The organism is Halopiger aswanensis (assembly GCF_003610195.1).
GTDB lineage: Archaea > Halobacteriota > Halobacteria > Halobacteriales > Natrialbaceae > Halopiger > Halopiger aswanensis.
Genome location: NZ_RAPO01000003.1, coordinates 48,418 through 62,502 on the forward strand (window position 1 = coordinate 48,418; position 14,085 = coordinate 62,502).

The following is a 14,085-nucleotide window of genomic DNA, read 5'->3' on the forward strand; positions in this document are numbered from 1 at the left end:
AACCTTGCGCCCCCAGTCGGATAACTGTTTACAGTTTTTTGCGGCGTCGGTCGCGAGAGCGCGTCCGTCGCCGTGCTCGTCCGGACAACGGCAGCGCCGCCGTCGAACTCGAGGCGGTGTACGAAACCGAGTCTCGACGACCGGCTCAGCCCAGGAAAAGGTCGACCATATTCCCCGAGGTCTGGCCGCGATACAGCTCGGAGTAGCCGCAGTTCGTACAGCTGACGACCATGAACTTGCGGTTCTGGATGTCGAACATCTTCGAGAGACCGGAGCCGGTCGTTGCGATCTCGTCCATTTCGGTCTCCGTGTGCCCACACTTCGGACAGCCGCGCTCGTCGTCTTTCATATCTCGACGTTCGTGTCATTCGATAAAGTCTTTGTGCTCGAGCGGACAGCGCTAGCTATGTCCGCCGCGTTCGTCGTCCTCATGCTCCTGTTCGCAGTGGCGGTCCCGCTCGTGCTCTGGGTGGCGATCGAGAACGAGACGTCGAATACAACGGTCGTCGACCGCGCGGACGCCGAGCGGATCGCGAAAGAACGCGGCGGCCGAGGTGGGTCACGATCGAGCACATCGGCTTCGGAGCCGACGGCTGACTCAAGCGGGTCCGACCGGGAGCACGCGATCGCGGATCGAGTCGACGACGATCGTGACGAGACTACCGGGTGGGGGAGTCCGTCGGAACACCGGGGGGACGATTCGTCGTGGGACGTCGACCGGGAGAACGGGACTCGAGACGACCGGCACCGCTAATCTCCGTATCTTTCTCACACGGAAGCGGTTGTCGTAGACATGCGGGAATTGCATCGCGACGGAGAGCGACCGCTGACTGTTCGACGGTAAACCAAGGAAAAACGGTCGATCGAAAGTGCGATCCGAGAATCGGAAGTGGCGAGCGACGAGCCGCGATCAGTCGGCCGTCACTTCGGCCGCTTCGGTTTCGTCCTCGCGGTAGTGCTCCTCGATGAGTTCCTCGTCGATACGGTTGAGTTCCGCCTTCGGGAGATCCGACAGCAGGTCCCAGCCGAGCTCGAGGGTGTCCTCGATCGAGCGGTTGGTGTCGTACCCCTGCTGGACGAACTCTTCCTCGAAGCGGTCGGCGAAGTCGAGGAACTTGTTGTCCCGCTCGGAGAGGGCTTCGCGACCGACGATGTTCACGAGGTCGCGCAGGTCCTCACCCTCCGCGTACGCGGCGTACATCTGGTCGGAGACGTCGCCGTGGTCCTCGCGGGTCAGGCCCTCGCCGATACCGTCGTCCATCAGCCGGGACAGGCTGGGCAGGACGTTGATCGGCGGCTCGATACCCTGGCTGTTTAGGTCCCGATCCATCACGATCTGGCCCTCGGTAATGTAGCCGGTCAGGTCCGGAATCGGGTGGGTGTCGTCGTCGCCGGGCATCGTCAGGATCGGAATCTGCGTGACTGATCCGTCCTTGCCCTCGATACGACCGGCGCGCTCGTAGAGCTGGGCCAGGTCGGTGTACATGTACCCGGGGTAGCCACGGCGACCCGGGACCTCCTCGCGTGCGGCACCGATCTCACGGAGCGCCTCACAGTAGTTGGTCATGTCCGTGAGGATGACCAGCACGTGGTAGTCCTTCTCGAAGGCCAGGTACTCGGCCGTGGTGAGCGCGAGTCGCGGCGTGACCTGGCGCTCGACGGCCGGGTCGTCCGCGAGGTTCATGAAGACGACCGACCGCTCGAGTGCGCCCGTGCGCTCGAAGTCGTCCATGAACTCGTTTGCCTCTTCCTGAGTAATGCCCATCGCGCCGAAGATGACGGCGAACTCCGAGCCGCCTTCGCCCTCTTCTTCCGGCACGGTCGCCTGTCGCGCGATCTGGAGCGCGAGTTCGTTGTGGGGCAGGCCGGAGCCGGAGAAGATCGGCAGCTTCTGGCCGCGAACCAGCGTGTTCATGCCGTCGATGGCGGAGACGCCGGTCTGGATGAACTCCTCCGGATACTCCCGCGAGTAGGGGTTGATCGCCTTCCCGACGATGTCCTGTCGCTTGTCCGGGACGATCTCCGGGCCGCCGTCGATCGGGTTCCCGGAGCCGTCGAGCACCCGCCCGAGCAGATCCTCGGTGACGGGCATCTTCATCGTCTCGCCCAGGAAGCGCACGGAGGCGTTGCGGTCGATGCCGCCGGTCCCCTCGAACACCTGGATCGAGACGATGCCCTCGCTCGATTCCAGTACCTGTCCGCGCAGGGTCTCACCCTGCGGCGTTTCGATCTCGACGATCTCGTCGTACCCGACGGGCTCGTCGACCTCGGCGAACACCAGCGGACCGCTGATTTCCGTGATCGTTTGATATTCTTTCATCGTTAGTACAGTGCTCGCAGTTGTTCCTTGAGATCCGCTTCGATCTCGTCGATGAAGTCCTCCCAGTCCTCGGCAGTACCCATCCGGTTGAGCCGCGGCGCGGCGTCGACGTCCTGAATCTCGTCGACCGGGACGCCAGCGTCAAGCGCCTCGAAGGCCTCGTCGTTGAACGTCTTGATGGCCTGGAGCATCCGGTAGGTCTTCTCCGGTTCACAGTAGGTGTCGACGTCGTGTAAGGCGTTCTGCTGGAGCCAGGCCTCACGCAGGTAGCGAGCGACCTCGAGCGTGAGCTGCTGGTCCTCCGGCAGGGCGTCCTTCCCGACGAGCTGGACGATCTCCTGCAGTTCGTCCTCCTCGTCTAACACGTCGACGGCCCACTGGCGAACCTCGGCCCAGTCGTCCGCGACGTTCGACTCCCACCACGGGTCGAGCTGGTCCTTGTACAGCGAGTAGGACTCGTTCCAGTTGATCGAGGGGAAGTGCCGACGCTCCGCGAGGTCGGCGTCCAGCGCCCAGAACGTCTTGACGATACGCAGCGTGTTCTGGGTGACCGGCTCGGAGAAGTCGCCGCCCGGCGGCGAGACCGCGCCGACGACCGAAATCGAGCCTTCGCCGCCGCCCAGCAGCTGGAACTTGCCGGCGCGCTCGTAGAACTCCGAGAGCGCAGCCGCGAGGTACGCGGGGTACCCCTCCTCGCCGGGCATCTCCTCGAGTCGGGAGGAGATTTCGCGCATGGCCTCGGCCCACCGTGAGGTGGAGTCGGCCATCAGCGCGACGTCGTAGCCCATGTCGCGGTAGTACTCCGCGATCGTGATGCCCGTGTAAATGCAGGATTCGCGGGCTGCGACGGGCATGTTCGACGTGTTGGCGATGAGGCAGGTCCGGGCCATCAGCGGGTTCCCGGTCTGGGGGTCCGGCAGTTCCGGGAAGTCCTCGATGACCTCGGTCATCTCGTTGCCGCGCTCGCCACAGCCGATGTAGACGACGATGTCCGCGTCGGACCACTTGGCGAGTTGCTGCTGGGTGACGGTCTTTCCGGACCCGAACGGACCCGGAATGGCGGCCGTTCCGCCCTTCGCGAGCGGGAACAGCCCGTCCTGGACGCGCTGCCCGGTCACGAGGGGCTCGGTCGGCGTCTCCTTGTCGCCGGCGGGGCGGGCCTCACGGACCGGCCACTCCTGGCGCATCTGGATCTCCTCGCCGTTGTCGAGTTCGACGACCGTCTCCTCGACGGTGAACTCGCCGCTCTCGACCGACGTCACTTCGCCGCCCTCGTAGTCCGGCGGCACCATGACCTTGTGGTCGATCGTGACGGTCTCGGGAACGATCCCGACGACGTCACCGGGTTCGACCTCGTCACCTTCCTCGACTTCGGGGGTGAACTCCCACTCCTTCTCGAGGTCGATACCGGGGGCGTCGACCCCGCGGTCGAGGAACGCGGTCCCCATCTTGTCCTCGAGGACGTCGAGCGGGCGCTGGACACCGTCGTAGATGGAGTCCATCATGCCCGGTCCGAGGTCGACGGAAAGGGGCTCGCCCGTGTTCTCGACGGGTTCGCCCGGGCCGACGCCGGACGTTTCCTCGTAGACCTGAATCGTGGTCAGGTTCCCTTCGATCTCGATGACCTCGCCCATCAGCCCTTCGTCGCCGACGTAGACGACGTCGTTCATCCGGGCGTCGAGGTCCGTGGCGGTCACAACCGGACCGCTCACGCTTTCGATTACACCGTCTTCGTCGACGGATTCGATGTCTTCTGCCTGGCTCATAGTTTAGCTCTCTTCGTCCTCTTCCATCAGGTCGATACCGATCGCACGCTTGATCTGGTCGCGCAGTCCGCCGCCACCGGTGCCGCTCCCGATGGTGACGACGACCGGTTCGACGCTCGTCTCGACGTTCTGGCGAACGCCTCGAGAGAGGTACTCGAGGTCGTCGTCGTGCATGACGACGATGCCGACGTCGTCATCGTTCAGAACGTCCGTGACGGCGTCGTCTAAGTCTGTGCCTTTCTCGTCGTCCGGCACGTTCTCGAAGCGACGGACTCCCGCGAGGCGGAAGCCGGTCGTAAACTCCGGACTGCCGACGACTGCGATTTCCTGGCTCATAGGATCACCAGTTCCTCCTCGATCTCGCTTTCCTCGAGTCCGACCTCGCGGCCCCGCGCGATCGCGCGGATGTTCTCGACCTCGCGCTCCTTGGCGAGGATGTACGACAGCACGGCCGACACCGACACCGGGTAGATGCTCGAGAGGGTGTCCGCGTACTCGAGCAACGCAGCGTCTAGTGCGTGCTCGAACTGGATAAGGCTGTCAGCGTCGCGCAGCCGATCGAGTGCACCCGAGAGTCGATCGCCGTACCGACTGTCGTCGATGTGGTCGACGAGTTCGTCGTAGTCGGCGACGAGCCGACTCAGCTCCGATTCGTCGAACAACACGCCGCCTGCGATGTAGTAGGCCGCAGGATCGAGGTCGGCGCCGCTGCGTGCGAGCCGCAGGGCGTTGCGGGCGTTGCGGAAGTCGATCTCGGCTTCCAGAAACTCGACGTACTTCGCTTCCGGCCCCTCCTCGGGACGACCGAGGTCGTCGAGCAGGTGCTCGTAGAACTCCCGGTCTAAGGCGTTCTCGAGCGGGACGAGTGTGCCGGTCTCCTCGAACTCCTCGAGCCCCGCCGAGAGCGGCTCGTAGTAGATGGTGTCCGAGAGGAGTTCGACGACGTCTTCGATCTCGTCGACCTCGAGCAGTCGATCGAGCATCGCGTCGTCGAGTTCGCCGGCACGGATGAGGTCCGTCTGGATCTCCTCCGCGGGCGTGTCGGTGTAGATCCCGCGGATGATCGTCTTGACGTTCCAGACGTCGAACTTCCGGAGGTACCGGCTGATCAGGTCGTAGAGCCGTCCCTCCGCCCAGTCCAGCAGGTCCTGGAAGTGCTTCGCGAGGTTGCGGTTCAACGCGTACTCGATCAGATCGACTCCCGAAAAGCGTGCCCCGAGCTCGTTGATCTCACGTTCGTACTCCGACTCCTCCATGAACCGAGCGATCTCGCTCGGCCCCATTCGGACCAGCTTGCGGTAATCCTCGTCGTCGAACAGCTTGGCTCGTCGCGACCGAACGCGAGCGTTGACGTACTCCGTGTTCGAGGCACCGAGGCTCATTGTTCGAAGAGTCGGTTGCTGATCTCCTGGAGGTTATCTTCCCAGACGTCCTCGAGCACCGAGTCGAAGGTGTTGTTGACCCGGACGCGGGACTGGTCGCTCTCGACGACGACGCCGCCGAGGCAGTCGTACTCGCCGGCGTACTCGTAGCCGTCGTAGTCCTCGAGGATCGACTCGATCAGTTCCTGGTCGTCCTCGCGACCGTAGACGTTGACGTCGTCGCCCGCGTCGAACTCGGTACCGGCGGCCTCGAGCAGGTCGCGAGTGAGCTCCTCACGGGAGTCTCCGTCGAGCGAGGCGAGTTCCTCCTCGACCTGCTCGCGGACCTCGCCGAGGACGTCTCGGCGCGCCTCCAGGCGCTTCTGTTTCGCCTCCAGCTTCGCGCTGGAGAGGCGCTGTTCGCGCAGTTGGTCGATCTCGCGGTCGACCTCCCGCTCGGCCTCCTCGAGGGTCGCCTCGGCGTCCGCCTCGGCGGCCGACTCGATCTCGTCGGCTCGAGACTCGCCCTCGGCACGGATTTCCTCCGCACGCGCGTGGGCCTCTTCCCGAATGTCTTCAACGACTGTGTCCAAACTCATTGGTGAAAGAAACGGGAAAGGGGTTATCCGACGATGAAGACGACGACCAGAGCCAGGATCACGAGCGTCTCAGGCAGGACGGTCATGATCAGCCCGGGAACGAACAGGTCGTCGTCCTCGGCCAGTGCACCGACGGCAGCCGCACCGATACCGCGCTCGGCGTAACCCGATGCGAGCGCAGCGAGACCGACCGCGATCGCAGCGGCACCCGCGTCGTTCAGGAACGGCGCGGCTTCGCCGGCGGTTTCTCCGTTCTGCAGTACAACTTCCGTGAACGCTGTCAGTGGTTCCATCATTGGTTAGTCCTCGCTGTAGGTTCGATCGTGTCCGAACGGTTCGTATTTCTCCCCACCGCCGTCATAAAACTTGTTAAAGAACTCGACGTACTCGAGGCGCACAGCCTGTAAGCCGGCGCTTGTCACGCCAAGCGCTAACACGACGAGGTGTCCGACGACTAGAATGACGAGGCCGCCGAGCAGCCCTGCGGTCCCCGAGTGCATGAGGCCGCCGAAGATGACCTCGGCGCCTTCGCCGTAGTGTTCGGCGACGTAGCTCGGTTCGTGGTTCCGCAGGAAGTGGAATGCGCCCTCAGGGTCCTCGTACCCGCCGAAGAACAGCAGGTTGACCACGAAGGCCATGCCGGCCTTCGCGAGCAACACTGCGCCCATTCGGGTGTACGAGAAGACGTTGACGATGACGTCGATGAACTCGACTGCTTCGATCGGTTCGCTGATGATCAGCAGCGCGAACCCGATGAAGAAGACGAGCAACGGCGCCGAGAGCGGGAAGTCGGCGAATCCAAGCGGAATCGTCACGAGTACCCACTCCGGGAAGCCAGTGAACCCGATGGGGAACGGACCATCGCTCGCGAACGTCTCGAACAGGAAGCCGGGCTTCGTGCCCGCTGCCTGCCGCGAGAAGATCCAGATCCAGATGCCGTTGAGCATCAGGAGCCACGAGCCGCTGTGGAAGACGGCGTCCTTGACGCCGTGGCTGAGGTTCTCGTAGAAGTCCAGGATGTACCCGATGTTCAGGTGGACGATCCCGGCGAGCACGCTCACGACCATCCAGCCGAGTGCGAAGTCAGCTGCCGCCGGCTCGAGACCCTTGTTGAGGGGCAGGAGCTCGCTGTGCAGCAGGTCGTGGAACAGCACTTCGCCGAGGATGTGCAGTCCGAAGATCTCGCCGTAGATGATCCCGAACAGGATCGTGAACACCCCGGCCCAGATGGCGACGCCGCCGAGGCTGGTGATGCCCTTGCTGTCGAACTGGGTGGCCATGTACGCGCCGATGGCGACGTACAGGATCCCGTAGCCGACGTCCCCGATCATGAACCCGAAGAACGCCGGGAACGTCAGGAACAGGAAGATCGTCGGATCGAGTTCGCTGTACTTCGGCCGGTTGACCGCCTGGACCAGCACCTCGAACGGCTTGGCCGGTCCGGGGTTGTTCTGGACCGTCGGCGGTTCGTCGCCCATCGTCACCGCGGAACCGCCGTCGGTGACGGCCTTCTGGGGCTCCTCGTCCGCCTCGGGGGACGGCTCGTCGTCCTCGGCTTCGGCGGCGGGTGCGCCCTTCTGGACTTCCTCCGTGTGGGAGTGGGCACCGTGACGGTCGTAGTCGGCGCGCTCTAACTCCTCGATCTCGACGCTGTCGCCGACTGCGTCCCGCAGCGCGGAGCCAAGTCGGTCGTACTCGTCGGTCGGAATCCAGCCCTCGGCGACGAACGCGCGGTCCGTCGTCGCGAACTGCAGCGGCGCCTCCGCGCGCTGGACCTCGATCGACAGTTCGTTCTCCGCTTGCAGGAGGAACGGCCCCTCATCGAGGCGAATTTCTGCGAGTTCGGCGTCGATCTCCTCGAGACGCGACTCGAGGTCGGCCTTGCGCGACTCGAGTTCGTCGACGTAGGCCGACGGGCTCTTCTCGGTATCGGGCACCTCGTGACGGGTGAACTCGACACCGACGAGTGCGTCGTCGATCGGATTCGCGCCGGCGTCCTCGGTCGGCGCGGCCGCGACGGCGACGACGTCGCCGCCGGTGAACGTCTCGTACGCGCGGATCTCGTCGGACGCTTCCAGGGCCTCTTCGATGGCGGCGACGCGTCCTTCGCCGACGACGACGTCGATCGTCTCGTACCCCGACAGCAGGTCGAGGTCGATGCCCAGCTCCGCAAAGGGTGCGACGCGGTCGATCCGCTCCTCGACCTGCCGCAGGTCGTCGCGCACGTCGCTGCGCTGGTCGTCGAGCTCGTTGACCCGCGTGCGGATCTCTTCGAGCCGGTTCTCCCAGTCCTCCGCGAGCCGTCCCCGTTGGGGTTCGACGTCCTCGGACTCGGACAGGTCAAGCGTGCTCTCGAGGGCGCGAACGGTCACCAGCTTCTCGGAGGCGTCGTCAGCCCCTTCGATCGGGTTGCCGTTGTCGAAGCCCTCCCAGGAGCCGTCGTAGTCCGAGAGGTGGACGAGGTTCAGCTCGTGGATCGTCTCGATGACCGTGGGCATGACGCCCTTGGAACCGGCCACCGAGACCTTGCTCATGCGCTCAGGTCTGAGCATGGACGTCCTCCTGGAACAGTTCGACGACGTGGTCGGTCACTTCGTCGACCCGATCCCGCGCGCGGTCGGCGAGTTCCGCCCGCTCGCGCTCGCCCTCCTCGAGGACGCGCTCGCACTCCTGATCGATTTCTTCGCGCGCCTCCTCGAGGCGGCGCTCTTTGAGTTCCTGTGCCTCTTGGTCCGCTTCCGTGCGAATCTCCTCGGCTCGTTCCCGGGCCTCGGCTATTCGCTCGTCGCGGTCCTGTTCCGCCTCTGCGACGATTTCATCGGCGTCCGACTCCGCCGACTGTATTCGTTCGAGAACCTCTGGCCTCGGCATACTCTAAGCAAGCGAACGTTTGATAGAGCGCGTATATGGTAGTTGCGAAAGCCACCCGCGCACCGGTCGCGCGATCGACGGGTAGCTTTCGATTACCGAACCCCGACGGAACCGGGAACAGCAGACATATCCCGATCCGACCGAAACTCACTCCCGATGGGAATTCTCGAGAACAAAGCCCGGGCCCGGCTGTTCTACAAGTACCTCTCGAAGGTCTACGACCAGGTGAACCCCTTCATCTGGACCGAGGAGATGCGCGCGGACGCCCTCGAGTTGCTCGATCTCGAGGACGACATGACGGTACTCGACGTCGGCTGTGGCACCGGGTTCGCGACCGAAGGACTGCTCGAGCACGTCGACGAAGTCTACGCGCTCGACCAGAGCGAACACCAACTCGAGCAGGCCTACGCGAAGTTCGGCAAGCGGGCGCCGCCGGTCCACTTCCACCGCGGCGACGCCGAGCGACTTCCCTTCGCGACCGACACCTTCGACGTGGTCTGGTCGTCGGGCTCGATCGAGTACTGGCCGAACCCGATTCTCGCCCTGCGAGAGTTCCGTCGCGTCCTGAAACCCGGCGGCCAAGTGCTGGTCGTCGGCCCGAACTATCCCGACAACGTCCTCGCGCAGTATCTGGCCGATTCGATAATGCTGTTTTACGACGAGTACGAGGCCGACGCGATGTTCAAGATCGCGGGCTTCGAAGACGTAAAACACGCGTTCATGGGCCCCTCCTACGATCCAGAGGTTGCGATTACGACGATCGGGCGTGCGCCGGAGTAAGCCCCCTCGCTCATCTCGCAATCGCCTCTAGGTCCGCGATCACCCGGCCACCGATAACCAACCTGACCCGGACCGGATCCCCCATCTCGAGCGGCGGATCGTTCGTCGCGGCGACGGTAAACGACGCTCGTTCGCCAGCGCTCCACTGCGGATCGGCCTTCGCGTTGAACGGCCCCGTCGGCGCACCGTCGTATCCGGTTGCACCGACGAACGGGACCGGCGGCTGCTCGGATAGCTCCGCCCCGTCGACGATCACCGTGATCGACAGTTCCCGAACGTCGACGGTCCCGCCAACCCGGTGTTCGATCGCAATCGTCGATCGGTCGCTATCGGCCGATAGTTCGAATGCCATTGTCGTCGCCGATGACGCGGGCACCCACGTCGAGACGCCGACCAGAAGCACGCCCGCGACACAGACCGCGATGGCGAGCAGAAGAATCGTTCCCACGACGGGACTGACGCTTCGATCGGAAGGCCATCTGCGAACCGGTGCTCGCCTGGTCACGCCGGGTTTGGTTGCGGTTTACTATATAAACAGTCGGATCGAAACGGCGATTCGAACTCCCGTCTCGCAGTACGAAGTAACGAACCGAGAGGGGCGGTCGGTAACTACTCGTCGGCGTCCGAAGGCGAAACGGTCGCGTTGAGGATTCCGGACGACGTCTCAGTCTGCAATTCGTACTCGTCGCTCGGCGGGATGATCCAGCGCGTCCCGTCATCGGCATCGGTCGTCCCGATTTCGACCCCGTCGATCGAGATCGTCGCCGATTCCGGCTCGTCCAGCGAATCGGTAACGGTCACCTCGACGGGGCCGTTCGCGGGCGTTTCGTTGAGCGAGAGTTCGAGACCGTTGCCTGCGTACATCCGCTCATTGGTTACGGGCAGTGAACCGATCGAGAGCTTCTGAATCTCGTGATAGACGTTGCCCGTTCCAGCGTCGAGGTGGATCTCGAGCGTACCGTGATTGTGGAAGTACTCGATCGAGTAGAATCCGCGTTCAGCGCTGTGAGCCTGCATATTCGGGAACGGATCACTGATCGACTCCGAAGCCCACGGATACAGTTCGTCTGCGCGGTCGATCGATTCGTATTCCTCGAACTGATCCGGCTGAGTAAGGTCACGGTTGTCGAACCGAACCGTCTCGGAAAGGTAGTTTCCGCCGTCCACCATCGAAAGTCGATAGCCGTTCTGCGAGGTCTCAAGGCGCACCGAACTGGGCTCCGTCGCCGGATATTGTAGTGCAGTGGCGAGGTCGGTACGAATCGCGGTGCGGCGGAAGTCGAGGACAGCCCGATCAGCGCCCAGGTTCGAGTTCGAAAGCGAATAATCATTTGTCCGGTATGATTTCGCTTCGAGATCGGCGATCGCACCGTCGAGTATCTCTGCCTTCTGGTAGTTTCGGGCAATCGTGCCAAGAACCTCAGCTGTCGATCGTTCGCCGTTAGCGTGTGCACGGACAGCCTCTCGTTCACTCTGCTCTAAGGTATCGACCTGATCCTGAATTCGGGAGTAAGCTGTCTCGATCATCTCAACCCGTTCGTCAGGGGTCGCATCTTCGAACTCGCTATCGGCGAGGACATACTGCTCGTGATCGATCCGGAGGCCGTCGTCTGCGCTCGCGAGCGCCGCGCCGAGATCCGGCTTGTATTCGACGTGATCTTCTCGAACGTCACCAGCGAGTGGAAGCCGATTCGTTGTGTTCTCAATTTCGACTGGAGTTGATTGCGTCTCCGCCGTCTCTTGTTGGAGAGCAGGGAGTGTAGCGGACCCGTCCCGAACATGCTCGGTGTCAGTAGCCAACATCGCGCTACCGACCGTCGTCGCGGGAAGCGAGAGGACGAGTACCAACGCGAGGAGGGCAGGAATCGCGCGGTTCATCGTCCTACCGTATGTACTCCTGATATAAAAGCAGGTCGCACCAGTTGTACTCTTGCTTCTCCAGTTTTAGCGGTCGAATACGGCAAATAAGTGACTGGTATTTACGTTTTACGGCGTTTCACACGAGGAGGAGACGTTTTATTCGTCGATGGAAAGGGTTTTTTTCTCGGGGAAACCACCCGTTGGTACGCATGCGGTTACTCCCCGCCGTTACGCTTGCCCTCACTGTCCTCCTCGCGACGGCTGCTTTCGGGCCAGTTGCCGTCGCATCGACGGCTTCGACTACCGGAGCCGACGACCACACACCGACCACTATCGATCGATCTCTCTTGCAATCTCTTCCGATCGACCAATCGACCGCGGACACGACTCAGTTCCAGTCACAGCAACCAATCATCCAAGAGCAAGAACCGCTTCCCGCAGCCGATCCGAAACAGATCATTCGGTTGAACGTCTCCGAAAAGGGTGACGTTCGATGGACGATCGAAAGTCGGTTCATCGTAACCGGCGAAGATGATATCGAGACCCTCGAGGAGTATGCGGATGCTATCAGACGCGGCGATGAGGACACTCGGTACGACGCACAACTGTTCGAACCGTACGTCTCGCAAGCCGAAGCATCGACCGGTCGTGAGATGACGATCGAAAATGCAAAGCTGGCGGATCCTGAATTCCGCACGCTCGACGAAGAACACGCTAGTACCGAAGGCGATGAGGAAACACAGATTGGCGTCATCGCATACTCGTTTACATGGACGAACTTCGCGAGCGTCGACGGGGACCGGATCTACTTCGGTGATGCGTTCCAAGCAACCGACGAAGAGAATGAGGTTTGGCTCTCGCTATACGATGGACAACGGCTCGTCGTCGAGACACCTCAAAATTATGCGCTCGAGACCCCGTCGTCGCTATCATGGGACGGGCCCCATCAGTTCGAAGCCAGTGAACTCGAGATCGTCTTCCTCAGAGGATCGACCGGACCGTCATCGCCCGTGCCGAGTTCAGTATGGTTGGTGGGTTTGATCGGCGTGATTTTGATTGCAGCCGGACTTGGCGGGTATCTGGCGTATCGCTACGCACAGCGGTCGGAGTCAATCGGAATTCCCCTCGATCCAGGACGAGTCACCGACGAAATCACGGTCAGAAGGCCTGAAGATCAGGTGACATCCGATTCGGCAGCTACCGATCCTGAAACGAGCGATTCTGCACACAGGAACGATACCGGATCACCGGAGCCACCTAGTACACAGTTCGAATACGAGGAGTCCGACGACGATATCGACCCCGAACTGTTGAGCGACGAGGAGCGCGTCCACCGGATGCTCAAGCGAAACGGCGGACGGATGAAACAGGCGACGATCGTCAAAGAAACGGGCTGGTCGAATGCGAAAGTCTCGCAGTTGCTCTCGCAGATGGACGACGACGGCGAGATCGAAAAGCTACGGATCGGTCGGGAGAACCTCATCACGCTCCCCGAAGTCGATCCGACGGAAGTCGATTAATCGCCGGTCCGGAGTGATTCCGAGTCCGGCCTCGAGATATTCGCAGTTAGTTCTCGCTCGCGTTCGAATCGTCCTCGGTGGTCGTCGCTGACTCCGTCCCCTCTCGATCGTCGCCGTCATCGTCGGAATCCGCACTCGACTCGGGGTTGAAGTAGATCTCCGTCCCGACGGAGTCGTAGATGTCGTCCCAGTCCTTGTCCTCGTCCATCAGGAAGACCTCGACGGTCAGTGGCCCCTCGCCGAACGCTTCGATGCCGGCCGGTCGAACCTCGATGTGGAACGTGCCGTTCTCCGCCATGCGGACGTGCTCCGTTCGCTCGACGATCTTCTGTTCGTCCTCGTTGATCTTGACGAAGAAGTACGGTTCGCCGACCACGTCACCGTGCTCCGCCGGATCGACGCGCTCCATGCTCGTGTTGACGACGACCTCGAGATTGAAGTTCGAGTAGCCCTCGCCGTCGGCCGCGGGTTCCGTGTCGACGAACTCGACGCTCTCGATTCGGTCCTCGCGTTTGTCTTCCAGCGGCCGGTTCGGCTCTTCCGGCGGGTACCACTCCGCGTCCGCCGTGTTATCGGCTTCGTCGCCGGTCGCGTTCTCCTCCTCTGTCTCGTTCGTCGGGTCGTCAGTGTCGGCCGTCCCCTCGTCGCTCAACTCGTCGTCCGGACTCGTCGACTCGTTTTCGTCCTCGGTTTCGTTCGTCTCGGTACCCCCGACGGACTCGTTCTCGAGGTCCGCCGTCTCGTTCGATTGGCTCTCGGTGACGCCCTCGAGGGCGCTACAGCCCGAAAGGGCGACCATCAGTGCGACTGCGACCACAGCGAGCGTTCGGACGTTGAATCGCATCGTAGTCGCTCGTAGCGGAAACGGCGCCATTATTACAACCTCGATAAGCGTCATCCGGGACACCATCGAGAACCGGCAGGAGGAGCCCCGAGAATCGAATTTTTCGTCCGGTTGAGCGCAGCGGAACGGTCGTTGCGCGGCGGACAATCGAGATATCTCAACTA

Annotated in this window: 15 protein-coding genes; 3 read left to right on the forward strand and 12 right to left on the reverse strand. The window is 62.6% G+C overall.

Annotated features, from left to right (window positions below):
• Positions 1 to 145: 145 nt before the first annotated feature.
• Positions 146 to 349, reverse strand: a complete 204-nt coding sequence (locus ATJ93_RS14195; protein ID WP_120245331.1) for a zinc ribbon domain-containing protein — start codon at positions 347 to 349, stop codon at positions 146 to 148.
• A gap of 57 nt (positions 350 to 406) precedes the next feature.
• Between ATJ93_RS14195 and ATJ93_RS14200 the strand changes: the two genes are divergently transcribed.
• The gene (locus tag ATJ93_RS14200; protein WP_211334066.1) at positions 407 to 754 is read left to right on the forward strand and encodes a hypothetical protein; all 348 of its coding nucleotides are present in this window, start codon (positions 407 to 409) and stop codon (positions 752 to 754) included.
• A gap of 156 nt (positions 755 to 910) precedes the next feature.
• On the opposite strand, the gene ATJ93_RS14205 is transcribed toward ATJ93_RS14200, so the two are convergent.
• From ATJ93_RS14205 to ahaH, 8 genes are read right to left on the reverse strand one after another with little or no spacing between them, the layout of a single operon-like run.
• Complete coding sequence (locus ATJ93_RS14205) at positions 911 to 2,320, reverse strand: ATP synthase subunit B (protein WP_120245332.1); 1,410 nt, start codon at positions 2,318 to 2,320, stop codon at positions 911 to 913.
• A 2-nt stretch (positions 2,321 to 2,322) separates the two neighbouring features.
• Positions 2,323 to 4,086: an ATP synthase subunit A gene (locus tag ATJ93_RS14210; protein WP_120245333.1), complete on the reverse strand. Its 1,764-nt coding sequence runs from the start codon at positions 4,084 to 4,086 to the stop codon at positions 2,323 to 2,325.
• 3 nt (positions 4,087 to 4,089) lie between these two features.
• Positions 4,090 to 4,422: a V-type ATP synthase subunit F gene (locus tag ATJ93_RS14215; protein WP_120245334.1), complete on the reverse strand. Its 333-nt coding sequence runs from the start codon at positions 4,420 to 4,422 to the stop codon at positions 4,090 to 4,092.
• Positions 4,419 to 5,468 (reverse strand): V-type ATP synthase subunit C, encoded by a 1,050-nt coding sequence (locus ATJ93_RS14220; RefSeq protein ID WP_120245335.1) that lies wholly within the window; start codon positions 5,466 to 5,468, stop codon positions 4,419 to 4,421. The genes ATJ93_RS14215 and ATJ93_RS14220 overlap by 4 nt, the downstream gene beginning before the upstream one ends.
• Positions 5,465 to 6,046: a V-type ATP synthase subunit E gene (locus ATJ93_RS14225; RefSeq protein ID WP_120245336.1), complete on the reverse strand. Its 582-nt coding sequence runs from the start codon at positions 6,044 to 6,046 to the stop codon at positions 5,465 to 5,467. The genes ATJ93_RS14220 and ATJ93_RS14225 overlap by 4 nt, the downstream gene beginning before the upstream one ends.
• Positions 6,047 to 6,069: 23 nt before the next feature.
• Positions 6,070 to 6,342, reverse strand: a complete 273-nt coding sequence (locus ATJ93_RS14230) for a hypothetical protein (protein WP_120245337.1) — start codon at positions 6,340 to 6,342, stop codon at positions 6,070 to 6,072.
• A gap of 3 nt (positions 6,343 to 6,345) precedes the next feature.
• Positions 6,346 to 8,580 (reverse strand): V-type ATP synthase subunit I, encoded by a 2,235-nt coding sequence (locus ATJ93_RS14235; protein WP_211334067.1) that lies wholly within the window; start codon positions 8,578 to 8,580, stop codon positions 6,346 to 6,348.
• A gap of 4 nt (positions 8,581 to 8,584) precedes the next feature.
• Entirely contained in the window at positions 8,585 to 8,917 is a 333-nt protein-coding gene (ahaH, locus tag ATJ93_RS14240) for an ATP synthase archaeal subunit H (RefSeq protein WP_120245339.1), read from the reverse strand.
• 156 nt (positions 8,918 to 9,073) lie between these two features.
• Here ahaH and ATJ93_RS14245 point away from each other — a divergent pair, with 156 nt between their 5' ends.
• Complete coding sequence (locus tag ATJ93_RS14245) at positions 9,074 to 9,697, forward strand: methyltransferase domain-containing protein (protein ID WP_120245340.1); 624 nt, start codon at positions 9,074 to 9,076, stop codon at positions 9,695 to 9,697.
• Positions 9,698 to 9,707: 10 nt separating this feature from the next.
• On the opposite strand, the gene ATJ93_RS14250 is transcribed toward ATJ93_RS14245, so the two are convergent.
• Both ATJ93_RS14250 and ATJ93_RS14255 read right to left on the reverse strand, forming a co-directional pair.
• On the reverse strand, positions 9,708 to 10,202 hold the full coding sequence (locus ATJ93_RS14250; RefSeq protein ID WP_120245341.1) for a type IV pilin: 495 nt from the start codon (positions 10,200 to 10,202) through the stop codon (positions 9,708 to 9,710).
• A gap of 104 nt (positions 10,203 to 10,306) precedes the next feature.
• A complete protein-coding gene (locus tag ATJ93_RS14255) occupies positions 10,307 to 11,575 on the reverse strand; it encodes a DUF7096 domain-containing protein (RefSeq protein WP_120245342.1) in 1,269 nt (422 codons plus the stop codon).
• Between the two features lie 44 nt (positions 11,576 to 11,619).
• Between ATJ93_RS14255 and ATJ93_RS14260 the strand changes: the two genes are divergently transcribed.
• Positions 11,620 to 13,077 (forward strand): helix-turn-helix transcriptional regulator, encoded by a 1,458-nt coding sequence (locus ATJ93_RS14260; RefSeq protein WP_245977582.1) that lies wholly within the window; start codon positions 11,620 to 11,622, stop codon positions 13,075 to 13,077.
• Between the two features lie 46 nt (positions 13,078 to 13,123).
• Here the strand turns inward: ATJ93_RS14260 and ATJ93_RS14265 are convergent, their stop codons facing one another.
• Entirely contained in the window at positions 13,124 to 13,921 is a 798-nt protein-coding gene (locus ATJ93_RS14265; protein WP_120246010.1) for a hypothetical protein, read from the reverse strand.
• Positions 13,922 to 14,085: the final 164 nt, after the last annotated feature.